This window comes from Rhodospirillum rubrum ATCC 11170, assembly GCF_000013085.1.
In the GTDB taxonomy this organism is placed as follows: domain Bacteria; phylum Pseudomonadota; class Alphaproteobacteria; order Rhodospirillales; family Rhodospirillaceae; genus Rhodospirillum; species Rhodospirillum rubrum.
Window position 1 is genome coordinate 1,830,266 of record NC_007643.1, and the last position, 23,786, is coordinate 1,854,051.

Annotated in this window: 20 protein-coding genes and 1 tRNA gene; 20 read left to right on the plus strand and 1 reads right to left on the minus strand. The window is 63.4% G+C overall.

Features of this window, described 5'->3' with window-relative positions; all coding sequences use genetic code 11:
• Positions 1-76 precede the first annotated feature (76 nt).
• The 3 genes from lon (at position 77) to RRU_RS08065 (ending at position 3,503) form a co-directional block, all read left to right on the plus strand.
• Positions 77-2,497: an endopeptidase La gene (lon, locus tag RRU_RS08055; RefSeq protein WP_011389427.1), complete on the plus strand. Its 2,421-nt coding sequence runs from the start codon at positions 77-79 to the stop codon at positions 2,495-2,497.
• A gap of 370 nt (positions 2,498-2,867) precedes the next feature.
• Positions 2,868-3,143, plus strand: a complete 276-nt coding sequence (locus tag RRU_RS08060) for an HU family DNA-binding protein (RefSeq protein ID WP_011389428.1) — start codon at positions 2,868-2,870, stop codon at positions 3,141-3,143.
• Between the two features lie 284 nt (positions 3,144-3,427).
• Positions 3,428-3,503 (plus strand) — tRNA-Val (locus RRU_RS08065).
• Between the two features lie 70 nt (positions 3,504-3,573).
• On the opposite strand, the gene RRU_RS08070 is transcribed toward RRU_RS08065, so the two are convergent.
• The gene (locus RRU_RS08070) at positions 3,574-5,061 is read right to left on the minus strand and encodes a methyl-accepting chemotaxis protein (protein ID WP_011389429.1); all 1,488 of its coding nucleotides are present in this window, start codon (positions 5,059-5,061) and stop codon (positions 3,574-3,576) included.
• An 873-nt stretch (positions 5,062-5,934) separates the two neighbouring features.
• On the opposite strand from RRU_RS08070, the gene RRU_RS08075 reads away from it, so the two are divergent.
• The 17 genes from RRU_RS08075 (at position 5,935) to RRU_RS08155 (ending at position 23,711) form a co-directional block, all read left to right on the plus strand.
• Entirely contained in the window at positions 5,935-6,300 is a 366-nt protein-coding gene (locus RRU_RS08075) for an NADH-quinone oxidoreductase subunit A (RefSeq protein ID WP_011389430.1), read from the plus strand.
• Positions 6,291-6,848: a NuoB/complex I 20 kDa subunit family protein gene (locus RRU_RS08080; protein ID WP_011389431.1), complete on the plus strand. Its 558-nt coding sequence runs from the start codon at positions 6,291-6,293 to the stop codon at positions 6,846-6,848. Before RRU_RS08075 ends, RRU_RS08080 begins: the two co-directional genes overlap by 10 nt.
• Positions 6,849-6,885: 37 nt before the next feature.
• Positions 6,886-7,527: an NADH-quinone oxidoreductase subunit C gene (locus tag RRU_RS08085; RefSeq protein WP_011389432.1), complete on the plus strand. Its 642-nt coding sequence runs from the start codon at positions 6,886-6,888 to the stop codon at positions 7,525-7,527.
• On the plus strand, positions 7,527-8,705 hold the full coding sequence (locus RRU_RS08090) for an NADH-quinone oxidoreductase subunit D (protein ID WP_011389433.1): 1,179 nt from the start codon (positions 7,527-7,529) through the stop codon (positions 8,703-8,705). Before RRU_RS08085 ends, RRU_RS08090 begins: the two co-directional genes overlap by 1 nt.
• Positions 8,702-9,328 (plus strand): complex I 24 kDa subunit family protein, encoded by a 627-nt coding sequence (locus tag RRU_RS08095; RefSeq protein WP_011389434.1) that lies wholly within the window; start codon positions 8,702-8,704, stop codon positions 9,326-9,328. Before RRU_RS08090 ends, RRU_RS08095 begins: the two co-directional genes overlap by 4 nt.
• Positions 9,328-10,617, plus strand: coding sequence for an NADH-quinone oxidoreductase subunit NuoF (nuoF, locus tag RRU_RS08100; protein ID WP_011389435.1), 1,290 nt, complete (start codon positions 9,328-9,330; stop codon positions 10,615-10,617). Before RRU_RS08095 ends, nuoF begins: the two co-directional genes overlap by 1 nt.
• A gap of 24 nt (positions 10,618-10,641) precedes the next feature.
• Complete coding sequence (gene nuoG / locus RRU_RS08105; protein ID WP_011389436.1) at positions 10,642-12,711, plus strand: NADH-quinone oxidoreductase subunit NuoG; 2,070 nt, start codon at positions 10,642-10,644, stop codon at positions 12,709-12,711.
• Positions 12,704-13,717, plus strand: coding sequence for an NADH-quinone oxidoreductase subunit NuoH (nuoH, locus tag RRU_RS08110; RefSeq protein WP_011389437.1), 1,014 nt, complete (start codon positions 12,704-12,706; stop codon positions 13,715-13,717). Before nuoG ends, nuoH begins: the two co-directional genes overlap by 8 nt.
• 19 nt (positions 13,718-13,736) lie before the next feature.
• The gene (gene nuoI / locus RRU_RS08115) at positions 13,737-14,225 is read left to right on the plus strand and encodes an NADH-quinone oxidoreductase subunit NuoI (protein WP_011389438.1); all 489 of its coding nucleotides are present in this window, start codon (positions 13,737-13,739) and stop codon (positions 14,223-14,225) included.
• Between the two features lie 125 nt (positions 14,226-14,350).
• The gene (locus tag RRU_RS08120; protein WP_011389439.1) at positions 14,351-14,968 is read left to right on the plus strand and encodes an NADH-quinone oxidoreductase subunit J; all 618 of its coding nucleotides are present in this window, start codon (positions 14,351-14,353) and stop codon (positions 14,966-14,968) included.
• On the plus strand, positions 14,968-15,276 hold the full coding sequence (gene nuoK / locus RRU_RS08125) for an NADH-quinone oxidoreductase subunit NuoK (protein WP_011389440.1): 309 nt from the start codon (positions 14,968-14,970) through the stop codon (positions 15,274-15,276). Before RRU_RS08120 ends, nuoK begins: the two co-directional genes overlap by 1 nt.
• Before the next feature lie 7 nt (positions 15,277-15,283).
• Positions 15,284-17,215, plus strand: a complete 1,932-nt coding sequence (nuoL, locus tag RRU_RS08130) for an NADH-quinone oxidoreductase subunit L (protein WP_011389441.1) — start codon at positions 15,284-15,286, stop codon at positions 17,213-17,215.
• Between the two features lie 11 nt (positions 17,216-17,226).
• Positions 17,227-18,759, plus strand: coding sequence for an NADH-quinone oxidoreductase subunit M (locus tag RRU_RS08135; protein ID WP_011389442.1), 1,533 nt, complete (start codon positions 17,227-17,229; stop codon positions 18,757-18,759).
• Positions 18,760-18,779: 20 nt separating this feature from the next.
• Positions 18,780-20,243 carry an NADH-quinone oxidoreductase subunit NuoN gene (gene nuoN, locus RRU_RS08140; RefSeq protein WP_011389443.1) on the plus strand — a complete coding sequence of 488 codons (1,464 nt, stop codon included), beginning with the start codon at positions 18,780-18,782 and terminating at the stop codon, positions 20,241-20,243.
• Positions 20,244-20,295: 52 nt separating this feature from the next.
• Complete coding sequence (locus tag RRU_RS08145; protein WP_011389444.1) at positions 20,296-21,075, plus strand: biotin--[acetyl-CoA-carboxylase] ligase; 780 nt, start codon at positions 20,296-20,298, stop codon at positions 21,073-21,075.
• A gap of 119 nt (positions 21,076-21,194) precedes the next feature.
• Positions 21,195-21,968, plus strand: a complete 774-nt coding sequence (locus RRU_RS08150) for a type III pantothenate kinase (protein ID WP_011389445.1) — start codon at positions 21,195-21,197, stop codon at positions 21,966-21,968.
• Between the two features lie 60 nt (positions 21,969-22,028).
• Entirely contained in the window at positions 22,029-23,711 is a 1,683-nt protein-coding gene (locus RRU_RS08155) for a ribonuclease J (RefSeq protein WP_011389446.1), read from the plus strand.
• Positions 23,712-23,786: the final 75 nt, after the last annotated feature.

Sequence of the window (23,786 nt, forward strand, 5' to 3'; positions counted from 1 at the left end):
CGGGGCTTGGTCGACCGCTCCCGACGCGCCGCGCCTGACCATCGGGCGGCCGTCCGCGAACCAGAAAGGAAGGCCGGTGAACGCTATTCCCACACAAGTCTTTCCCGTCCTGCCGCTGCGGGATATCGTCGTCTTCCCGCATATGATCGTGCCGCTGTTCGTAGGGCGCGAGAAATCCGTGCGCGCCCTTGAAGACGTGATGCGCGAGGACAAGCAGATCCTGCTTGTCGCGCAGAAGAACGCCACGCAAGACGACCCCGGTCCCGACGATATCTATACGGTCGGCACCGTCAGCACCGTGCTTCAGTTGCTGCGCCTGCCCGACGGCACGGTGAAGGTCCTGGTCGAGGGCAGCCATCGCGCCCGCATCGGCGCCTATACCGCGCGCGAGGACTTCTTCGAGGCCGAGGCGACGATCCTGGCCGACGACGAGGGCGATCACCAGGAGATCGAGGCGCTGGGCCGCTCGGTGATCAACCAGTTCGAACAGTACATCAAGCTCAACAAGAAGATTCCGCCCGAGGTTCTGGTCTCGATCAACCAGATCGAGGACGCGGCCAAACTGGCCGATACGGTGGCGTCGCATCTGGTGCTCAAGATCGCCGACAAGCAGGAACTGCTTGAGATCGAGACGATCGCCGAGCGGCTGGAGCGGGTCTATTCCTTCATGGAGTCCGAAATCGGCGTGCTCCAGGTGGAAAAGAAGATCCGCAACCGCGTGAAGCGCCAGATGGAGAAGACCCAGCGCGAGTACTATCTGAACGAGCAGCTCAAGGCCATTCAGAAGGAGCTGGGCGAGGGCGAGGACGGCCGCGACGAGCTTCAAGAGCTGGAAGACCGCATCGCCGAGACCAAGCTGACCAAGGAGGCCAAGGAAAAGGCCCTGGGCGAGCTGAAGAAGCTGCGCAACATGAGCCCGATGTCGGCCGAGGCCACGGTGGTGCGCAACTACCTTGACTGGATGCTGGCCATTCCCTGGCAGAAGCGCACCCGGGTCAAGAAGGACCTGAAGATCGCCCATAACGTTCTCAACACCGATCACTACGGCCTTGATAAGGTCAAGGACCGCATCCTTGAATATCTGGCCGTTCAGCTGCGCACCCAGAAGATCAAGGGGCCGATCCTCTGCCTCGTCGGTCCGCCGGGCGTCGGCAAGACCTCGCTTGGCAAGTCGATCGCCCGGGCGACGGGGCGGAATTTCGTGCGGGTGTCGCTGGGCGGCGTGCGCGACGAGTCCGAGATCCGTGGCCACCGGCGCACCTATATCGGCTCGATGCCCGGCAAGATCATTCAGGGGATGCGCAAGGCCAAGTCGTCCAACCCGTTCTTCCTGCTCGACGAGATCGACAAGCTGGGCAACGACTGGCGCGGCGATCCGTCCTCGGCCCTGCTCGAGGTGCTCGACCCCGAACAGAACAACACCTTCAATGATCACTACCTCGAGGTTGATTATGACCTCTCGGACGTGATGTTCATGACCACGGCCAATTCGCTGCGCATGCCCCAGCCGCTGCTTGACCGCATGGAGATCATTCGCCTCTCGGGCTATACCGAGGACGAGAAGATCGAAATCGCCAAGCGCCACCTGATCGACAAGCAGGTGAAGGCCAATGGCTTGCGTCGCGGCGAATGGTCGATTTCCGACGACGCCCTGCGCGACCTGATCCGCTATTACACCCGGGAAGCCGGCGTGCGCAGCTTGGAACGCGAACTGGCCAATCTGACCCGTAAGGCGACCAAGGAAATCCTGCTGCGCAAGGGCGCCAAGGTCGGGGTCAAGGTGACCCGCGCCAATCTCGAAAAATACTCGGGCGTTCGCAAATACCGTTATGGCGAGGCCGAGCGCGAGGATCTGGTGGGGGTGACCACCGGTCTAGCCTGGACCGAGGTCGGCGGCGAATTGCTGTCGATCGAGGCGGTGATGATGCCGGGTAAGGGTCAGGTCACCCTGACCGGCCAGCTTGGCGACGTGATGAAGGAATCCGTTCAGGCGGCCCGCTCGTTCGTCCGCTCGCGCGCCGTGACCTATGGCATCAAGCCGACCCAATTCGAGAAGGGCGACATCCACGTTCACGTTCCCGAAGGGGCCACCCCGAAGGACGGCCCCTCGGCCGGTGTCGCCATGTGCACCTCGATCGTTTCGGCGATGACCGGCATCGCCGTGCGCAAGGACATCGCCATGACCGGCGAGATCACCCTGCGCGGGCGGGTTCTGCCGATCGGCGGCTTGAAGGAAAAGCTGCTGGCGGCCTTGCGCGGCGGCATCAAGACGGTTCTGATCCCCAAGGATAACGAAAAGGATCTGGCCGAGATTCCCGATAACGTCAAACGCGGCCTGACCATCATTCCGGTCGGGCATGCCGATGAGGTTCTGGAATTGGCCCTGGTGCGTAAGCTGACGCCGATCGAATGGATCTCGCCCGATGAGGCTGAGGAAGCCCGGCTGAAGTCGAAGGCGGCCGAGGCTCCGGCGGAGGGCGACGTCGTTACCCATTAAGATCATCCCGCGCCCAAGGGATCGTCCCTTACCGCAAAGGATTTGATCTAAATCCCCATCCTCCTATTGGGATAGGGACTTTCCTTGAATTGATTTCGGGGGTCAGGGGCCCGCCACGCAAGCGGCGGGCCCCGAACTTTGGGGGGCTTGGCGCGCTTGGTCGGTTGAAACCGTCGAATGCTTCGCCAGGAACCTTTTTGGGTGGTTTTATAGTACCGCTAGACGCCCTGAAACTGGCGCAAACCAAGGATTTTTGCTGTTTGGGCGATTGACGGGATGGTTTCCCGCTTCTAGACTCCGCACCCATCCAAACGGCTGGTTCTTTTCAGATTATCGCACTGGCCTATTAACGCAAAAAGGGGGTTGTCCCGTGAATAAGAATGATCTGATTGCCGCCGTCGCCGATAGCGCCGGCCTTTCCAAGGCCGATGCCGCGAAGGCCGTCGACGGGGTCTTTGACGCAATCACCGGCGCCCTGAAGGACGATCAAGAGGTTCGCCTCGTCGGGTTCGGAACCTTTGCCGTGACCAAGCGGGCCGCCACCGAGGGTCGCAATCCCCGCACCGGCGAAACCATCGCCATCCCGGCGTCCAAGCAGCCGAAGTTCAAGCCCGGCAAGGGCCTGAAGGATGCGGTGAACGCTTGAGGGCCTTTGCCTTTTAGGGCAAATCCCCTGGATCAAACCGCGTTAAAGGAGCCCCCTTTAACGCGGAAATGCTGATCTGGAGTCACTATTTTAGAGTGGCCATGGCGCGGGAAGCCGGTGTTTGCTTTTCCGCTCGCCGCTCTAGATCTCGTGGGAGGCGGGAGGGATCGTTTGGTCGATCCCGTCTCCCGGGATTTTTTCTTGCAAAGATCGGATCTGCGCTGTTGATCGGCGGGGAGCTTTTCGTTTAGAACCGCCACGCGATCGGCGATCGCGTGGTCTGCGGGCGGTTAGCTCAGCTGGGAGAGCATCTGGTTTACACCCAGAGGGTCGGCGGTTCGAACCCGTCACCGCCCACCAGATAGAAAAACCCGGCGCGGCCTTGGAGGGCGGCGCCGGGTTTTTTCATAAACCCGCCTCGAAAGCCGGCTTACAGGCGATAGCCCATGCGAAAGCCCCCCCAATGGCGACCCTTGACGAAGATCGGCGCGCTGGCGTCCTTCATCATGATGAAGGAGCCGCCGCCCATGTCGCGGCGGTAGGTTTGGACCAGAAAGGGCCGGGTATTGCGCCCGGCGGCCAAACCGGTGCGGTCATTGAAGATGCGGCGATTGCGGCTGTTGGCGTTGTTCCAGACCGGATCGGGGCCCTGGGGCTTTGAGAACTTTTGGTTGTGGGTGGGCAGATAGCCATTGCGATCGACGGCGGCGCAGAACACCACCTTTTCGTTGAGGGTCAACAAAGGCTCTTGGATCGGTGGAAACAGCCGGTCGACCAGATCGGTGAAGGCGGTGGTGACCTGGGCGGGGTCGCTGCCGGGGATCGGGGTATAGACCTCGCTAAACAGCGCGGCCAAGCTGATCTGGCCGCGATCGATGGCGCCTTCAAGCGCCGCGGCCACCTGTTCGGCCGCGTCGCGCACGGCGGCGATGAAGGGGGTATCGGGGGTTTCGACGCCGCTTTCCAAGATGGTGGCGATCAGCGCCTCGCCCACGCTCACGATCGACGAGACCCGCTGGTCGGCGCTGGCCAGATTGCGGCTGGTCGCCGAAACGCCTTCGGCCGCCTGATGGATTTCGCGGACGATATCGGCGCAGCGGTCCTTGGTGGTGGCGGTGGCGCCGGCGATTTCGTCGACATGGCGGTCAACGATGGAAATCGAGCCGCTGAAGCCCGAGACCGCCTCGTTGATCACGGCGATGCCATTGTTGGCCTCCTGGGCGTTGGCGACGATCGTGCCGCTAGTCTCGATCAGTTCGCCGAGGCTCGAGCTAAGGGAATTGACCGTCTTCTGGATGCCGGTGGCCGCCCCCTGGGACTGGCCGGCCAGGGTTTTCACCTCCTTGGCGACGATGGCGAAGCCCCGCCCGGCATCGCCGGCATGGGCGGCTTCGATGGTGGCGTTCAGCGCCAGAAGATTGGTCTGCTGGGCGACGGTACGGATGATCGCCGAGGATTGGTTGACGCCGTCAAGGGATTGTTCGACCGTGGACAGCCGACCGGCGATGCCGCTGACGGCGCGGGTCAAGCCTTCGATGTTCTCGATGGCGGCGCGAATGGCCTCCCCCGAGCGCCGCATGCTGTCCGAGGCGTCCTTGGTGACCGCGTTGGTCGATTGCCCGGCGTTGTCGATCCGGTCGATGGCGCCTTGGACATCCTGGGCCAGGACGACGAGGTGGGAGAACAACTCCTCCTGGCGTTTGACGAAGCGGGCGATGGTGTCGATATCGCCGGCGACATCGGCGAGATCGATCGACAGGGTTTCCACCCGGTGCAGCACATCGTTGATCAGGGCGGTCAGGGTTTCCGAGGTCGGCCCGGCGGCGCCCGGGGCACCGGAGTCCCCAAGGGGAGGGCAGGCCGGTTGGACCGGAGTCTCCGGCGATGGTTGGGCGATGGCGACGCGAAATATCCTCACCAGTTATTTCCTCCCTTTAAGTCTCTACCGGCTTACCCGGCGCCTTGTCCTGCGCCGCTAGAACGCGACGGGCGGCCTTTTTCGCTTCCTAAAACTGTGCCTGCCTTGGCCGGGCATTTCAAGCCCGCGAGTCGGAGCCGACCGGTCATCGTCCTGGCGGATAGACGCAAGGACCCGCCAGGAGACGGGCCGCTTCCAGACAGAGACCTTGGCGATGTATTGTATTTGGAAGCATTCCATTTTTCGCCCGAATCCAGCCCTGTCTTAAGCGGCGAGGGACAGTTCGCGGTCTTTCGTCACGGCTCAAGGTCGATCCCCTCAAAATGATCTTGGCTGTCCCCGACCCGCTGTGAAGGGATCGGGGCGTTTCTTGACGAAGACTTACGGGTTTGCCAGCCAACCCTGTCCTTGTTGCCGATCCATCGGCATCCCGTCGGCGCGGCGAGATCCGGGGGGGCGGGTTCTTAGCAAAAAAGATACAGCATTAAGGATTCATTATCCATCTCCGCGCAAAAGACGCTAAGCTTGTTTGGTCCTTGGGTATCGGGCTGGTCCCAAGGGGCCGGTCGCCCGCCTTTTTCCGCTCGGGGTCCGGGCGATGGCGGTGGCCGTTTCGGTAAATTATTTTTGGAATCAGGATCTTAAGGATCTTGGCTGACGGTTGGTCGAGATCGGCTCCCCCGCCGGCGCGGGGCGGATCGCCGGGGGTGTCAAAACCCTGCGCATCGCTCTGGAACCGGGGTATGCTTGGGCAGGCGACTTGACTTGGCGATGAAGCGTGGGCTACATGACCGCCATCCCTGGCGTTGGTTCGGGCACTTTCGGCAACCGGAAGCCTTCCTGACCCCTTCAGTTCTTTCAGGAGCGAAACGCATGCAGGACCTGCTCCTCGAATACCTGCCGATCCTGATCTTCATCGGCATCGCCACGCTGGTCGCCGTCGCCGCCATCGGCACGTCCTATCTTGTCGTGCGGCAGAATCCCGACAGCGAGAAAGACTCCGCTTACGAATGCGGGTTCGAGGCCTTTGATGACGCCCGCTCCAAGTTTCAGGTGCGGTTCTATCTGGTCGCCATTTTGTTCATCATCTTCGATCTGGAAGTCGCCTTCCTGTTCCCCTGGGCGGTCAGCCTGGGCGCGATCGGCGTCTTCGGCTTCTGGTCGATGGTCGTGTTTCTTGGCGTGCTGACCGTGGGCTTCGTCTACGAATGGAAGAAGGGAGCTTTGGAATGGGAGTGAGCACGCCCGTGATCGTTCCGCGGGGCGGGGCGCCGGTGCCGCCGGGCCCCGATCAGGATCTGATCCTTGGTCAGGTCGCCCGCGAGATCGAGGAAAAGGGCTTCGTTCTGTCCAATGTCGACAGTCTGGTCAACTGGGCGCGCGCCGGATCGCTATGGCCGATGACCTTCGGGCTCGCCTGCTGCGCCCTGGAAATGATCCATTGCGCCTGCGCCCGCTATGATCTTGACCGCTTCGGCACGGTTTTCCGGCCCAGTCCGCGCCAGTCCGACGTGATGATTGTCGCCGGCACCCTGACGAACAAGATGGCCCCGGCGCTGCGCAAGGTTTACGACCAGATGGCGGAGCCGCGCTGGGTGATCTCGATGGGCAGTTGCGCCAATGGCGGCGGCTATTATCACTACTCCTATTCGGTGGTGCGCGGCTGCGACCGCATCGTGCCGGTCGACATCTATGTGCCGGGCTGCCCGCCGACCTCGGAGGCCCTGCTGTACGGGGTGTTGCAGCTGCAAAAGAAGATCAAGCGGACCGGCGCGCTTTACCGGTGACCGGTCGGCAACGCCTTAGAGTGGGGAACGGCGCGGAATGACGAGTGTTTTCGAAGAACGGGTCGAGAGCCTCAAGGAACTTGGGGCCCGCATCGAAGCCGCCCTGCCGACCGACGTGGTCCGCGTCGAGATGGCCAAGGACGAGCTTCAGGTGATCGCCCAGCGGCCATCGATCGCCAAGGTCCTGACGTTCCTGCGCGATGACAGCGCCTGTCGCTTCAGTCAGCTGGTCGATATCGCCGGCGTCGACTACCCCAGCCGCGAAGAGCGGTTCGAGGTGGTCTATAACATGCTGTCGATGCACCATAATCAGCGGATCCGGGTGAAGATCTCGGCAAGCGAGGACACCCCCGTTCCGTCGGTGACCCGGGTGTTCTCCTCGGCTAATTGGTTCGAGCGCGAAGCCTGGGACATGTACGGGATCTTCTTTTCCGAGCATCCCGACCTGCGGCGGCTGTTGTCGGACTACGGCTTTGAGGGCCATGCCCAGCGCAAGGACTTCCCGCTGACCGGCTATAAAGAGGTGCGCTACGACGAGGAGCTCAAGCGGGTGGTCTACGAGCCCGTGCGCCTGAGCCAGGATTTCCGCACCTTCGATTTCCTCAGCCCCTGGGAGGGGATGGACCGCCAGATCCGGCGGGTGCTGCCCGGCGACGAGAAGGCCGAGGGGAACGCGTGATGGCCCAGACCGAGATCAAATCCTATACCCTGAACTTCGGCCCCCAGCATCCGGCCGCCCATGGCGTGCTGCGCCTGGTGCTCGAGCTGTCGGGCGAGGTGATCGAGCGCGCCGATCCCCATATCGGCCTGTTGCACCGGGGCACCGAGAAGCTGATCGAATACAAGACCTATCTCCAGGCCTTGCCCTATTTCGATCGCCTCGATTACGCCTGTCCGATGAACCAGGAGCACGCCTATGTGCTCGCCGTCGAAAAGCTGCTGGGCATCACCGTGCCGCCCAGGGCCCAGTATCTGCGCACCTTGTTCAACGAGGTGACGCGGCTGATCAATCACATCATGAACACCACCTCGATGGCGCTCGACATCGGGGCGATGACGCCGCTGCTCTATGGCTTCGAGGAACGCGAGCATCTGCTGGAGTTTTCCGAGCGCGCCTCGGGGGCGCGCATGCATGCGGCGTGGTTCCGCCCCGGCGGCGTCGCCCGCGATGTGCCGCCCGATCTGCTCGAAGACATCCTGAAATTCTGCGACAGCTTCCCCAAATACCTCGACGACGTCGAGCATCTGCTTGATGAAAACCGCATCTTCAAGCAGCGCACCGTCGATATCGGCAAGGTGACGGCCCAGCAGGCCCTGGATTGGGGCTTCACCGGGCCGGTGTTGCGCGGCTGCGGCGTGCCCTGGGACCTGCGCAAATCCCAGCCCTATGACGCCTATGCCGCCATGGATTTCGATATCCCGACGGGCGCCAACGGCGATTGCTATGACCGCTATCTGGTGCGCATGGCCGAGCAGCGCCAAAGCATCCGCATCATGCGCCAATGCATCGAGAAGATGCCCGATGGTCCGGTCAAGGCGGTCGATCACAAGGTCACGCCGCCGTCGCGCGGCGAGATGAAGTCGTCGATGGAAGCCTTGATCCATCACTTCAAGCTGTTTACCGAAGGCTTCAAGGTGCCCGAGGGCGAGACCTATACGGCGGTCGAGGCCGCCACCGGCGAATTCGGCGTCTATCTGGTGTCCGATGGCACCAACCGGCCCTATCGCTGCAAGATCCGCTCGCCGGGCTATGTCCATCTGCAGGGTCTCGATTTGATGAGCCGGGGCCATATGCTGGCCGACGTGGTGGCCAACATCGGGTCCATCGACGTGGTGTTTGGAGAAATCGATCGATGAGCGGCAACGGCGCTGCCGGCGAGCAGCCGGCGACCTTCGCGTTCACCCCCGAGAACCTGGAAAAGGCCCAGGCCATCTTGGCCAAATATCCCAAGGGCCGGGAAAGAAGCGGCGTTTTGCCGTTGCTCGATCTCGCCCAGCGTCAGCAGGGCTGGGTCAGCCACGCCGCCATCGAAGAGGTCGGCCGTTTAACCGGAACGCCGCGCATGCGGGTGCTCGAGGTCGCCACCTTCTATACCATGTACAAGCTGTCGCCGAAGGGCCGCCACCACATCGAGGTCTGCACCAATCTGCCGTGCTGGCTGCGCGGATCCGACGAGATCCTGCGCGCCGTGCGCGACGAACTGGGCATCGAGGTTGGCGGCGAGACCGATGACGGGCTGTTCTCGCTGGCCGAGGCGGAATGCCTGGGCGCCTGCGTCAACGCTCCCATGCTCCAGATCGGCGATGATTACTATGAAGACCTGACCTATGAGAGCGTGCGCGAACTGGTGCGCAAGCTCAAGGTCGGCGAGCCGGTGACGCCGGGCTCGCAATCGGGTCGCCAGGGGGCTTGCCCCGAGGGTGGGCCGACGACCCTGAAAAGTTTCTGTACCGCCGATAAGGCCGGGGGGAGCGTGTGATGCTGAACGATAAGGACCGCATCTTCACCAACCTCTACGGCTTTCAGGACTGGCGTCTGGCCGGGGCGCGCAAGCGCGGCGATTGGGATGGCACCGGCGCCATCCTCGCCAAGGGCCGCGATGGCATCATCAATGAAATGAAGGCCTCGGGGTTGCGGGGCCGTGGCGGCGCCGGCTTCCCCACCGGTCTCAAATGGTCGTTCATGCCCAAGGATATCGGCGAGCGGCCGCATTATCTGGTGGTCAATGCCGACGAGGGCGAGCCCGGCACCTGCAAAGACCGCGACATGATGCGCTTTGATCCGCATAAGCTGATCGAAGGCTGCCTGATCGCCGGTTTCGCCATGGGCGCCCATGTCGCCTATATCTATATCCGCGGCGAATTCTTCCGCGAGGCCGAGCATCTGGAATTCGCCATCGCCGAGGCCCGCGAGGCCGGGCTGCTTGGCCCCAACGCCTGCGGCTCGGGCTGGGACATGGAGGTTTATGTCCATCGCGGCGCCGGCGCCTATATCTGCGGCGAGGAAACCGCCCTGATCCAGTCGCTGGAGGGCAAGAAGGGCCAGCCGCGCCTCAAGCCGCCATTTCCCGCCGGTGTCGGCCTTTATGGCTGCCCGACCACGGTCAACAACGTCGAAAGCATCGCCGTCGCCCCCACCATCCTGCGCCGGGGCGGCGCCTGGTTCGCCGGGTTGGGCCGCGAGAACAATACGGGAACCAAGGTCTTTTGCATTTCCGGCCATGTCAACAAGCCGTGCAATGTCGAAGAGGAAATGGGCATCCCCTTGCGCGAGCTGATCGACAAGCACGCCGGCGGGGTGCGCGGCGGCTGGGACAATCTGCTGGGCGTCATCCCCGGCGGTGCCTCGGTGCCGGTGCTGCCGCGCGAGTTGTGCGACGATGTCTTGATGGATTTCGACAGCCTGAAGGCGGTGAAATCCGGTCTGGGCACGGCGGCGGTGATGGTCATGGACAAATCGACCGACATCGTCCGCGCCATCGCCCGGCTGTCGGCGTTCTATACCCATGAAAGCTGCGGCCAGTGCACGCCGTGCCGCGAGGGAACGGGCTGGCTGTCGCGGGTGATGACCCGCTTGGTCAATGGCGACGCGGCGATCGAGGAGATCGACGTGCTTGAGCAGGTGACCCGCCAGATCGAGGGGCATACCATCTGCGCCCTGGGGGATGCCGCCGCCTGGCCGATCCAGGGGTTGATCCGTCATTTCCGACCCGAGATCGAACGCCGCATCATCGAGAAGCGCGGCGGCCGGTCCGTCGCCGCCGAATAGACCTTCCAGGGGGTGAAGCAAACCATGCCCAAGCTGACGATCGACGGCATCGCGGTGGAGGTCCCCGCCGGCACCACGATCTTGCAGGCGGCCGAAAGCATCGGTATCGAAATCCCGCGCTTTTGTTATCACGAGCGCCTTTCGATCGCCGGTAACTGTCGCATGTGTCTGGTCGAGGTGAAGCCCGGACCGCCCAAGCCGGCCGCATCCTGCGCCATGCCCGTCGCCGAGGGCATGGAGGTCCGCACCGATTCCGAGATGGCCCGCAAGGCCCGTCGCGGGGTGATGGAATTCCTGCTGATCAACCATCCTTTGGATTGCCCGATCTGCGATCAGGGCGGCGAATGCGATCTGCAAGATCAGGCGATGACCTTCGGGTCGGATCATTCGCGCTATCTTGAGCCCAAGCGGGCGGTGACCGAGAAGTATCTGGGTCCGCTGATCAAAACGGCGATGACCCGCTGCATCCATTGTACGCGCTGCGTGCGCTTCGCCACCGAGGTGGCCGGCGTTCCCGAGCTCGGCATGGTCGGCCGGGGCGAACACGCCGAGATCACCAGCTATCTGGAAAGCGCCATCGCCAGCGAATTGTCGGGCAATGTCGTGGATCTGTGCCCGGTCGGCGCCCTGACCAGCGCGCCCTATGCCTTCCTCGCCCGGCCCTGGGAACTGCGCAAGACCGAAAGCATCGACGTGCTCGATGCGGTGGGCAGCAATATCCGTATCGATACCCGCAGCGGTCAGGTGATGCGCGTTCTGCCCCGCCTCAACGAGGCGGTGAACGAGGAATGGCTGGCCGACAAATCGCGCCACGCCGTTGACGGTTTGCGCTATCAGCGCCTGGACACCCCCTATGTCCGGCGGGACGGCAAGCTGGTGGCGGCGCGCTGGGACGAGGCCTTCGCCGCCATCGCCGAACGGCTGGCCGGGGTTGACGGCGGGCGCATCGCCGCCCTGGCCGGCGATCAGGCCGATGTCGAGGCGATGACGGCGCTCAAAGATTTGATGGCCGCCCTTGGCTCGCCCCACCTCGATTGTCGCCAGGATGGGGCCAAGCTCGATCCGACGGCGCGCGCGGGCTATCTGTTCAACACCACCATCGCCGGGATCGAGAGCGCCGACGCCCTGCTGATCATCGGCTCGGATATCCGCTGGGAAGCCCCGATCATCAACGCCCGCATCCGCAAGCGTTCGCTGATGGGCGGCTTCCCGGTCGGTCGCATCGGCGCACCGCGCGATCTGACCTATCCGGTGACGGAGCTTGGCGAGGATCTTGGCGTTCTGACCGGCTTGATCGAAGGCGGTCATGCCTTCGCCCAGCGGCTCAAGGACGCCAAGCGGCCGATGGTGATCGTCGGCCAGGGGGCTTTGACCGGGGCCGATGGCGCGGCCGTTCTCGCCGCCGCGCGCGCCTTGGCCGAGGCGGTCGGCGCCGTGGACGGCGAGGGCTGGAACGGCTTTAACGTTCTGCATACCGCCGCCGCCCGCGTCGGCGGTCTTGACCTTGGCTTCGTTCCCGGGGCTGGCGGGCGCGATACCGCCGCCATCCTCGAGGGCTGCGGCTCGGGGGCGATCGAAGTGCTCTATCTGCTGGGCGCCGACGAGATCGACACCACGGCCCTGGGCAAGGCCTTCGTCATCTATCAGGGCCACCACGGCGATGCCGGGGCCCAGCGCGCCGATGTCATCTTGCCCGGCAGCGCCTATACGGAAAAAGACGCCACCTACGTCAATACCGAGGGCCGCGTTCAGCGCACCCGTCGCGCGGTATTCCCGCCCGGCGAGGCCAAGGAGGACTGGGCGATCGTGCGCGCCTTGTCGGCGGTTTTGGGCAAGACCCTGCCGTTTGACAGCCTGGAGGCGGTTCGGGCGCGGATGAACGCCCTCAACCCGCTGTTCGCCCGCCCCGGCGAGGTGAAGCCGGCGCCGTGGACCGCCTTTGGCGCCCCGGGGGCTTTGGGCGGCGGCGTTTCGCGTTCCCCCATCGCCAATTACTATATGACCTGCCCGATCAGCCGAGCGTCGCCGACCATGGCCGAATGCACGCGGGTCTTCCTCAATGGCTCTTTGAAGCGGACGGGAACCGATGGCTGACTTCTGGGGGGGCTATCTCTGGCCCGCGATCATCATCGTTCTGCAGTGTCTGGCCATCATCTTGCCGATGCTGGGCGCCATCGCCTATTTGACCTATGCCGAGCGCAAGGTCATCGGCGCCATGCAAATGCGCAAGGGGCCCAATGTCGTCGGCCCCTTCGGCCTGCTCCAGCCGCTGGCCGATGGCGTCAAGCTGTTCCTCAAGGAAACCATCATCCCCACCGGGGCCAACCGCGCGGTGTTCATCATCGCGCCGCTGATGACCTTCATTCTGGCTTTGATCGCCTGGGCGGTGATCCCGTTCGACGCCGGCTGGGTGGTCGCCGATATCAATGTCGGCGTGCTCTACCTGTTCGCCGTCTCGGGGCTGGGCGTCTATGGCATCATCATGGCCGGCTGGGCGTCGAACTCGAAATACGCCTTCTTGGGCGGTCTGCGCTCGGCGGCGCAGATGGTGTCTTATGAAGTGGCGATGGGGCTGATCATCATCGCCGTCATCTTGTCGGCGGGATCGATGAACCTGTCCGATATCGTCGAGGCCCAGCGCCAGGGGGTGTGGTACTTCATTCCCCACTTCCCGATGTTCGTGATGTTCCTGGTGTCGATCCTGGCCGAGACCAACCGCGCCCCCTTCGACCTTCCCGAAGCGGAAGCCGAACTGGTTTCGGGCTATAACGTCGAATATTCGGCCATGCCCTTCGCCCTGTTCTTCCTGGGCGAATACGGCAACATGATCCTGATGAGCGGCATCACCGCCATCTTGTTCCTGGGTGGCTGGTTGCCGCCGGTCGATATCGCGCCGTTCAACTGGATCCCGGGGATTATCTGGTTCTTCCTCAAGATCGCCCTGATCCTGTTCGTCTTCCTGTGGGTTCGCGCCACCTTCCCGCGCTACCGCTACGATCAGCTGATGCGCCTGGGGTGGAAGGTCTTCCTGCCCGGTTCGTTGATCTGGGTGGTGCTGACGGCCGGGTTCCTGGTCACTTTCGACATGCTTCCCCGGTAACCCTAGGAGTTCCGCACCGATGACCTCCATCGTCCGCACGCTCCGCTCCCTGACGCTCTGGGAGCTGGTCTCCGGCATGGCCTTGACCTTCCGCTACATGTTGAAGCCGAAGGTGACCATCAATTACCCCTTCGAAAAGGGCTATCTGTCGCCGCGGTTTCGCGGCGAGCATGCCCTGCGGCGCTATGCCAATGGCGAGGAACGCTGTATCGCCTGCAAGCTGTGCGAGGCGATCTGCCCGGCCCAGGCGATCACCATCGAAGCCGAACCGCGCACGGATGGCAGCCGGCGGACCACCCGCTATGACATCGACATGACCAAATGCATCTACTGCGGCTTCTGCGAGGAGGCCTGTCCGGTCGATGCCATCGTCGAGGGACCGAATTTCGAGTTCGCGGCGGAAACCCGCGAGGAACTTCTGTACAACAAGGCGAAGTTGCTGGCGAACGGCGATCGCTGGGAGCCCGAACTGGCCTTGCGCCTGCGCAAGGACGCCGCCTACCGCTGATCTTGGCGGCGCGGTGGTGAACCAACCATGGTGCGGCTCCCCGCTTCGGGGGCCGGTTTTTCGGGAACTCAAACGATAAGCCGCACGCAAGCCAGCGCTCCCAGTCTGGCCGTGAGGGGGGACGAATGATCATACAGGCCCTGATCTTCTACATGCTCGCCGCCATCATGGTGGCTTCGGCCTTCATGGTCGTCATCTCCAGGAACCCCGTGCATTCGGTGCTGTGGCTGATACTGACCTTCGTCAATTCGGCGGGATTGTTCTTGCTGATGGGGGCGGAGTTCGTCGCCATGGTCGTCGTCGTCGTCTATGTCGGCGCCGTGGCGGTGCTGTTCCTCTTCGTCGTCATGATGCTCGATATCAATTACCTGCGCCTGCGCGAGGGCTTCCTCAGCTATATGCCGCTGGGGGCGGCGATGGGCGTGGTGCTGCTGGCCGAGATCGCCGTGCTGGCGGGGGGCTGGGCGATGGCGCCCGACGCCATGGGCCTGCGTCGGGTGCCGATGGTCGATCCGGCGGCCTTGACCAATACCCAGGCGATCGGTCAGGTGCTCTATACGGATTACATCTATTTGTTCCAGGCCGCCGGTCTGGTGCTGCTGGTGGCGATGATCGGGTCGATCATGCTGACCCACCGCGCCAATCCCTTGGTCAAGCGCCAGAATGTCGCCGATCAGATCGCCCGGCGTAAAGAACGCACGCTCAAGCTCAACAAAGTGCCTACCGGCAGGGGGATTTCGTGATGGAAATCACGCTCGCCCACTATCTTACCGTCGCGGCGATCCTGTTCACGCTGGGCGTGTTCGGGATCTTCGCCAACCGCAAGAACGTGGTGACGATTCTGATGTCCGTCGAGCTGATGCTGCTCGCCGTCAACATCAACATGGTGGCCTTCTCGACCTATTTGCAGGACATGGTGGGGCAGATCTTCTCCATGTTCATCCTGACCGTCGCCGCCGCCGAGGCGGGCATCGGTTTGGCGATCGTCGTGGTCTTCTTCCGGAACCGCGGCTCGATCGAGGTCGAAGACATCAATCAGATGAAGGGGTGACGGGGCAATGCTGTATTTTCTCGCCGTCTTCCTGCCGCTTCTGACCGCCATCGCCACCGGCTTCTTCGGCCGGGCGCTTGGCGACAAGGGGGCTCAGCGCCTGACCTGCCTGGGAATGGCGATTTCCGCCCTGTTCAGCTGGTTCATCTTTTTCGATACCGCCCTTGGCGGCAACAATACCACCGTCACCTTGTTCACCTGGGTGATCTCCGGTGACCTGCACTTCGACTGGGCCTTGAAAATCGATACCCTGTCGGCGGTGATGCTGATGGTGGTGACGACGATCTCGTTCATGGTCCACATCTATTCCGTGGGCTACATGCACCATGACGCCAGCGTGCCGCGCTTCATGGCCTATCTGTCGCTGTTCACCTTCTTCATGCTGATGCTGGTGACCGCCGATAATCTGGTGCAGATGTTCTTCGGTTGGGAGGGCGTCGGGCTCGCCTCTTATCTGCTGATCGGTTTCTGGTACGAGAAACCCAGCGCCAACGCGGCGGCGATCAAGGCTTTCGTCGTCAACCGTGTCGGCGATTTCGGCTTCACCCTGGGCATCTTCGGCGTCTTCTTCGTTTTCGGCACCGTCGGCCTCGACGCCATTTTCGCCGGCGCCGCCCAGCATGCCAATGATGTCGTGACCTTCTTCGGCATCGAATGGCACGCCATGACCATCTTGTGCCTGCTGCTGTTCATCGGTGCCATGGGCAAATCGGCCCAGCTTGGCCTGCATACTTGGCTGCCCGACGCCATGGAGGGTCCGACCCCGGTTTCGGCGCTGATCCACGCCGCGACCATGGTCACCGCCGGCGTCTTCATGGTAGCGCGGATGTCGCCGCTGTTCGTGCTGTCGGATACGGCGATGACCGTGGTCACCATCGTCGGCGCCTCGACGGCGATCTTCGCCGCCACCGTCGGCTGCGTTCAGAACGACATCAAGCGGGTGATCGCCTATTCGACCTGCTCGCAGCTTGGCTATATGTTCTTCGCGCTTGGTGTTGGCGCCTTCGGCGCGGGCATCTTCCATCTGATGACCCACGCCTTCTTCAAGGCGCTGCTGTTCCTTGGCGCCGGCTCGGTCATCCACGCCATGTCCGACGAACAGGACATGCGCCGCATGGGCGGCATCTGGCGGATGGTGCCGCTGACCTACGCCTTGATGTGGATCGGCTCGCTGGCCCTGATGGGCGTGCCGCCCTTCGCCGGCTTCTTCTCCAAGGACATGATCCTTGAGGTCGCCTATGCCGCCCATGGCGGGGCGGGGGCCTATGCCTTCTGGCTGGGCATTCTGGCGGCGACCCTGACGGCGTTTTATTCGACCCGCCTGATCATCATGACCTTCCATGGGGCGCCGCGGGCCGATGAGCATGTGATGGCCCATGTCCACGAAAGCCCGCGGGTGATGACCCTGCCGCTGATCGTTCTGGCGATCGGCGCGGTGGTCGCCGGAGGGCTGGGCGCCGACGCCTTCATCGGCGACGGACGCTTCGCCTTCTGGGGGACGGCGATCGCCCAGAGCGCCGAGGATGTCACCCACCACGCCCACGACGTTCCGGGCTGGGTGAAGCTGTTGCCCCTGGTGGTGACGGCGCTGGGCGTCGGCCTGGGCGTGTTCCTCTACGGTGTGCGGCCGAAACTGCCGGCCAAACTGGCCGCCTCGGCCCCCGGGCTTTACCGCTTCCTGCTCAACAAGTGGTATTTCGACGAACTTTACGACCGCATCTTCATCAAGCCCGCCTTCCTGCTTGGGCGCGGCTTCTGGAAGGACGGTGACGGCGCCATCATCGACGGTGTCGGCCCCGACGGCGTGGCCTCGGCCACCCGGTCGCTGGCCCGGTGGTTCGGCAGGATGCAGACCGGCTATCTTTACCACTATGCCTTCGCGATGATCACCGGCATTGCCGGGGTCGTCACCTGGGTCATGGTCACCTCCGCCCACTGAAAGAGGCCGTGATGAACGCCCTTCCGTTGCTTTCGATCATCACCTTCCTGCCGCTTGTCGGCGCGGTCTTCATCTTGACGGTGAAGGGCGAGGAGGCGGTGGTGGCCCGCAATGCCCGTAACGTGGCGCTGCTGACCACGGGCTTCACTTTCCTGGTCTCGCTGGGGCTCTGGTTCGGCTTCGATCCGGCACAGAGCGGCTTCCAGTTCGTCGAGAAAGTGTCGTGGCTGCCCGATTACGGCATCAATTACCAGATGGGGGTGGATGGCATTTCGGTGCTGTTCGTCCTGCTCTCCACCTTCCTCACCCCGCTGTGCATCCTCGCCTCGTGGACGTCGATCACCAAGCGGGTCAAGGAATACATGGTCGCCTTCCTCGTTCTTGAAACGATGATGGTTGGCATGTTCTGCGCCCTTGATTTCGTCGTCTTCTACGTTTTCTTCGAAGGCGTGCTGATCCCGATGTTCCTGATCATCGGCATCTGGGGTGGCGGTCGGCGGGTCTATGCCTCGTTCAAGTTCTTCCTCTATACCCTGGCCGGCTCGGTGCTGATGATGGTGGCGATGCTCGCCATGTACATCGAGGCCGGCACCACCGACATTCCGACGCTGATGAGCCACGGCTTCCCGGCGGCGATGCAAACCTGGTTGTGGCTGGCGATGTTCGCCAGCTTCGCCGTCAAGGTGCCGATGTGGCCGGTCCATACCTGGCTGCCCGACGCCCACGTCGAGGCGCCGACGGCGGGATCGGTGATCCTGGCCGGCGTCTTGCTGAAAATGGGCGCCTATGGCTTCCTGCGCTTCTCCATTCCCATGCTGCCCCTGGCCTCGGCCGATTTCGCGCCCTTCATCTTCGCGCTTTCGGTCATCGGCGTGATCTACACCTCGCTGGTCGCCCTGGTGCAGGAGGACATGAAGAAGCTGATCGCCTATTCGTCGATCGCCCATATGGCTTTCGTCACCGCCGGCATCTTCGCCGTCAATCAGATGTCGGTGGAAGGCGCGCTCTATCAGATGCTGTCCCACGGCGTGGTTTCGGGGGCTTTGTTCCTCTGCGTCGGCGTCGTCTATGACCGCCTGCATACCCGCGAGATCAGCCGCTACGGCGGTCTGGCCAAGAACATGCCGCGCTACGCCCTGGTCTTCATGGTCTTCATGATGGCGTCAATCGGCCTGCCCGGCACCGGCGGCTTCATCGGCGAATTCCTGATCATGATGGGCGTTTTCCAAATCAGCACTTGGGTCGCGCTGTTCATCGCCACCGGGGTGATCCTGGGCGCGGCCTATATGCTCTATCTCTATCGCCGGGTGATCTTCGGCAAGCTGGAGAAGGAGGACCTCAAGGGCCTTCTCGATCTTAACCGCCGCGAGGTGGCGATCTTCGCCCCGCTGCTGGTTCTGGTCTTGTGGATGGGGGTCTATCCCTCGACCTTCCTCGACTTCATGCACACCTCGGTCGCCGACCTCGTTTCCACCTACGAGACAGCGCTCACCGCCGCCGGGACCCCCGGTCCCGACGCGGCGGCGTCGCTGGCCCAGCGCTAAAGGCCAAAGGGGTAGTCGCAATGACGTTCCAATCACTGATCCTTGGGCCCGCCCTGCCGGAAATCCTGCTGGCCGTCCTTGGTCTGGTTCTTTTGATGGTCGGGGTGTTCCGTAAAACCGACAGCACCGGTCTGGTGGGGCTGCTGGCGGTTTACGGCCTGTTGATGGCTTTGGCCGTGGTCGGCCTGGGGGCGGCGCCGGAAACGCCGCAACTGGCCTTTGGCGGGCTGTTCATCGATGACGGCTTCGCCCGCTATGCCAAGGCGCTGACCCTGCTCGGCGCGGTGCTGACCCTGCTGCTGTCGATGGTGTGGCTCAAGCGCGAGAACGAGGGGCGCTTCGAGTTCCCGATTCTGGTGCTGTTCGCCACCATCGGCATGATGATGATGATCTCGGCCAACGATCTGATCGCCCTTTACATGGGGTTGGAGCTTCAGTCGCTGGCGCTTTACGTGATCGCCGCCTATCAGCGCGACAATCTGAAATCCACCGAGGCCGGCCTTAAGTATTTCGTCCTTGGCGCCCTGGCCTCGGGCCTGCTGCTCTATGGCATGTCGCTGGTTTACGGCTTCGCCGGCACCACCCGCTTCGACGGTCTGGCCCAGGTGGCGGCCGCCGAGGGCGGCATTTCGACCGGGTTGCTGATCGGCATCGTCTTCATCATCGCCGGTCTCGCCTTCAAGGTCTCGGCCGTGCCCTTCCATATGTGGGCGCCCGATGTCTATGAGGGCGCGCCGACCCCGGTGACCGCCTTCTTCGCCGTCGCCCCCAAGATCGCCGCCCTGACCCTGTTCGCCCGGGTGATGATGGGGCCCTTCGCCGCCTATGCCGACCAGTGGCAGCAGGTGATCATCCTGATCTCCATCCTGTCGATGCTGCTCGGCGGCTTCGCCGCCATCGTCCAGACCAATATCAAGCGGCTGATGGCCTATAGCTCGATCGGTCACGTCGGCTATGCCCTGATCGGCATCGCCGCCGGCACCACCGAGGGCGTTCGCGGCGTTCTGGTCTATCTGGCGATCTATCTGTTCATGAACGTCGGCACCTTCACCGTCATCCTGGCGATGCGCCAGAAGGGGCGGGCGGTCGAAGGCATCAACGATCTGGCCGGTCTGTCCAAGCAGCATCCGATGATGGCCGCCGCCATGGCCGTCTTCATGTTCTCGATGGCCGGCGTACCGCCTTTGGCCGGTTTCTTCGGCAAGTTCTATGTCTTCATGGCGGCGGTGAATTCCGGCCTGTTCGCCCTGGCGGTGATCGGCGTTCTGTCGAGCGTGGTGGCCGCCTTCTACTATCTGCGCATCATCAAGCTGATGTATTTCGATGAGGCGACCGAACCGCTGGATGCGCTTTCGGGCACGACGATGAAGGTGATCTTGATCGGCACCGCCGCCGTGGTCGCCTTGTTCTTCCTGGCGCCGTCCGTGGTGGTCGATGGCGCCCAGGCGGCGGCCGAGGCGCTGACCTTCGCCTCCGCCCGCTGATCGGTCCGTCTTGGATCCGTCCGCCGTATCCCTCCCCGACGGGTGGCGCCTGATGGCGCTGCCCGTCGTCGAAAGCACCAATCTTACGGCCCGCACCCTGTTTGGCGGCGCCGCGGCCAAGGATCTGGCCGCTCTTGACCGCACCGTCGTTTGGGCGGGGGAGCAAAGCGGCGGCCGGGGGCGTCAGGCCCGAGTGTGGCATAGCCCGCCGGGCAATCTCTATCATTCCTATCTGCTGCGCGCGCCCAAGCCGGTCGGCCAATGCGCCCAGCTGTCGTTCGTCGCGGCGGTGGCCTTGGCCGAGGCGGTCGAGCGGCTGTGTCCGCTGGCCGATCCGCGCTGCAAATGGCCCAATGACATCGTCTGTCACGGCGGCAAGATCTCCGGGATGCTGCTGGAACTGATCGAGGAGGGCGAGGGCGGCAATCCCTGGCTGGTGCTGGGCATCGGCGTCAATATCATCACCGCGCCGGTGACCGGTGCGCTGTTTCCCGCCCTGGCCCTGGCCGATCTCGGCTGTGCCGTCACGGTCGAGGACATGCTGGGCGCCATCGCCGCCCGGCTTGATCACTGGCTGGCGCGCTGGCAGGCCGAAGGCTTCGCCGGCATCCGCGCCGCCTGGATCGCCCGGGCCTTGGGGATCGGATTCCCGATCGAGGTCCGCTTGAGCGAGGAAACGCGCCTGCCCGGGATCTTCCAGGGGCTGGACGCCGAGGGTCATCTTCTGCTCGAAGAGCCTTCCGGGCGGGTGCGGCGGATCTCGGCCGGTGACGTTTTTTTCCCCGGCCGTCACGGCGGTTCCGAGGGCTGTTCTTTGCAATCGACCGCGTAAGAGCGGTTTCGGTGAAATCGGATCGGCCAAGGCCGCTTTAAGAGATTGAGAATGAAGCAAATCGTCGTTGCGATCGCTTTTGGATCGCTTGAGGGTTTGCTCTGGAACAAAGGACAATCATGCTTCTGGCGATTGATTCGGGCAACACCAATACGGTTTTCGCCGTCTATGACGGCGATGCCAAGCGCGGCGAATGGCGGGCGGCGACCAACGCCAATCGCACCGCCGACGAGATGGGCGTATGGCTGTTGCAGTTGATGACGCTTGAGGGGCTTTCCCAGGGCGATATCGATGCCACCATCATCGCCTCGGTCGTCCCCGCCACCGTGTTCAATCTGCGCATGCTCTGTCACCGCTATTTCCATAGCCCGCCGATGGTGGTGGGCGAGCCCGACGTCGATCTCGGCATCGGAATCCTGCTCGAACGCCCCGACGAGGTCGGCGCCGACCGGCTGGTCAACGCCGTTGCCGCCCATGAAACCTATCGCGGACCGTTGATCGTCATCGATTTTGGCACGGCGACGACCTTCGATGTGGTAGATGAAGAGGGCAATTATTGTGGTGGGGCCATCGCCCCGGGTGTGAATCTGTCGCTGGAGGCCCTGCATATGGCCTCGGCACAGCTTCCCCGCGTGGCGATCGGCCGTCCGCGCACGGTCATCGGCAAGGCCACGATCCCGGCGATGAAGTCGGGGATCTATCTGGGCTACGTCGGCTTGATCGAGGGACTGGTCAAACGTATATCGGAGGAGTTCGGCGCGCCGATGCGGGTCATCGCCACCGGGGGGCTGGCGCCGCTATTCGCCGAAGCCACCGACGCCATCCAGACCATCGATGACGATTTGACCCTGCGCGGCCTACTCATCATTCACCGGCGTAACCAGCCGGACTGACTTTCACTGGCCGCATCCGGCCCCTTTTCTCTCAGTAGACCGATCGGACCTTCCCCACCTATGGCTGACAATTCCCCGCCCGTGCCGCCCCGTTTCGAAAAAAACGCCCTTTATTTCGTGCCTTTGGGCGGCGCCGGCGAGATCGGGATGAACCTCAATCTCTATGCTCATCAGGGTAAATGGCTGATGGTCGACCTTGGGGTGACCTTCGGCAACGAAACCACCCCGGGCGTCGACATCATCCTGCCCGATCCGTCGTTCATCGAGGAACGCAAGGGCGATCTGGTCGGCCTGGTGCTGACCCATGCCCATGAGGACCACGTCGGCGCCGTGGCCTATCTGTGGCCCTATCTGGAATGCCCGGTCTACGCCACGCCCTTTACCGCCGAGTTCCTGCGCCACAAGCTGCGCGAGGAGGGCATCGAGCCCGACGTGAAATTGATCGAGATTCCGCTGGGCGGCCGCTTCACCGTCGGCCCCTTCGATATCGAGATGATCACCACCACCCATTCGATCCCCGAACCCAACCATCTGGCGATCCGCACCACGGCCGGAACGGTGCTGCACACCGCCGATTGGAAGTTCGATCCCGAGCCGCTGGTCGGCCCGCCGGCCGACGAGGCGGCCTTGCGGCGCCTGGGCGACGAGGGCGTGCTGGCCATGGTCGGCGACAGCACCAATATCTTCACCGAAGGCCATTCCGCTTCCGAAGGCGATGTCCGGCGCTCGATGATCGATCTGTTCGCCCGCTTCCAGGGCCGCATCGCCGTTGGCTGCTTCGCCTCGAACATCGCGCGCATGGAAACCATCGCCCTGGCCGCCAAGGCCAATGGCCGCGAGGTCGCCCTGGTCGGGCGGTCGCTGTGGCGGATGATGGAGACGGCGCGGACCTGCGGTTATCTCAAGGGCTGCCCGGCCTTCCTCGGCGACGAGGAGGCGGCCAAGCTGCCGCGAGACAAGGTGGTGTACATCTGCACCGGCAGCCAGGGCGAACCGCGGGCGGCGCTCAAGCGTATCGCCAGCGGTAGCCACCCCTATGTCAGCCTGTCGGCCGGCGATGTGGTGATCTTCTCCAGCCGGGTCATTCCCGGCAATGAGCGCTCGATCCTGCAGCTGCAAAACCAGTTGGTCGAGATGGGCGTCAAGCTCATCACCTCGCGCGACGCCATGGTCCATGTCTCGGGCCACCCGGGCGCGGAAGAGGTGCGCAGCCTGTATGGCATGGTGCGTCCGAGCATCGCCCTGCCGGTTCACGGCGAGTTCCTGCATCTTGATCACCATGCCGATGTCGCCCGCGATCTGGGCGTCGCCCATGTGGTGCGGATCACCAATGGCGCCGTCGTCCGCCTTGACGGCGCGGAACCCACCGTGGTCGGCAAGGTGCCCTTTGGCCGTTTGGCGCTGGATGGCGATCGGCTTTTGCAGATCGATTGCGAGATCATCCGCGATCGCAAGCGCATGGGCTATAACGGCTCCGTCGCCGTTTCGCTGGCGATCGACGACAAGGGCAAGCTGCTGGGAACCCCCAAGATCAGCGCCCGTGGTCTGCTTGACCCCGAAGACGACGCCGATGAGGTCGCCGATCTGACCAACCGGGTGCGCGGCGCCGTCAACGCCGTCCGCCCCGCCGACCGCAAGGACGACGCCGCCGTGGCCGAGGCGGTGCGGCTGGCGGTGCGCCGGGTCTTCCGTCAGGGGCAGAACCGCCGCCCGGTGACCGATATTCACGTTTTGCGGGTATGAGGCAAAGCGGCGAAGGCGTTATACTCCCCGCTGCCGGCGGGGGGTCCGCCGCTGCCGATGTCGAGGAGAGCACAA

Excerpts from the sequence above, each read along its gene's own strand:
- RRU_RS08075 (WP_011389430.1), top strand. The coding sequence starts at position 5,935 with ATGCAGGACCTGCTCCTCGAATACCTGCCGATCCTGATCTTCATCGGC.
- RRU_RS08080 (WP_011389431.1), top strand. The coding sequence starts at position 6,291 with ATGGGAGTGAGCACGCCCGTGATCGTTCCGCGGGGCGGGGCGCCGGTG.
- RRU_RS08085 (WP_011389432.1), top strand. The coding sequence starts at position 6,886 with ATGACGAGTGTTTTCGAAGAACGGGTCGAGAGCCTCAAGGAACTTGGG.
- RRU_RS08090 (WP_011389433.1), top strand. The coding sequence starts at position 7,527 with ATGGCCCAGACCGAGATCAAATCCTATACCCTGAACTTCGGCCCCCAG.
- RRU_RS08095 (WP_011389434.1), top strand. The coding sequence starts at position 8,702 with ATGAGCGGCAACGGCGCTGCCGGCGAGCAGCCGGCGACCTTCGCGTTC.
- nuoF (WP_011389435.1), top strand. The coding sequence starts at position 9,328 with ATGCTGAACGATAAGGACCGCATCTTCACCAACCTCTACGGCTTTCAG.
- nuoG (WP_011389436.1), top strand. The coding sequence starts at position 10,642 with ATGCCCAAGCTGACGATCGACGGCATCGCGGTGGAGGTCCCCGCCGGC.
- nuoH (WP_011389437.1), top strand. The coding sequence starts at position 12,704 with ATGGCTGACTTCTGGGGGGGCTATCTCTGGCCCGCGATCATCATCGTT.
- nuoI (WP_011389438.1), top strand. The coding sequence starts at position 13,737 with ATGACCTCCATCGTCCGCACGCTCCGCTCCCTGACGCTCTGGGAGCTG.
- RRU_RS08120 (WP_011389439.1), top strand. The coding sequence starts at position 14,351 with ATGATCATACAGGCCCTGATCTTCTACATGCTCGCCGCCATCATGGTG.
- nuoK (WP_011389440.1), top strand. The coding sequence starts at position 14,968 with ATGGAAATCACGCTCGCCCACTATCTTACCGTCGCGGCGATCCTGTTC.
- nuoL (WP_011389441.1), top strand. The coding sequence starts at position 15,284 with ATGCTGTATTTTCTCGCCGTCTTCCTGCCGCTTCTGACCGCCATCGCC.
- RRU_RS08135 (WP_011389442.1), top strand. The coding sequence starts at position 17,227 with ATGAACGCCCTTCCGTTGCTTTCGATCATCACCTTCCTGCCGCTTGTC.
- nuoN (WP_011389443.1), top strand. The coding sequence starts at position 18,780 with ATGACGTTCCAATCACTGATCCTTGGGCCCGCCCTGCCGGAAATCCTG.
- RRU_RS08145 (WP_011389444.1), top strand. The coding sequence starts at position 20,296 with ATGGCGCTGCCCGTCGTCGAAAGCACCAATCTTACGGCCCGCACCCTG.
- RRU_RS08150 (WP_011389445.1), top strand. The coding sequence starts at position 21,195 with ATGCTTCTGGCGATTGATTCGGGCAACACCAATACGGTTTTCGCCGTC.
- RRU_RS08155 (WP_011389446.1), top strand. The coding sequence starts at position 22,029 with ATGGCTGACAATTCCCCGCCCGTGCCGCCCCGTTTCGAAAAAAACGCC.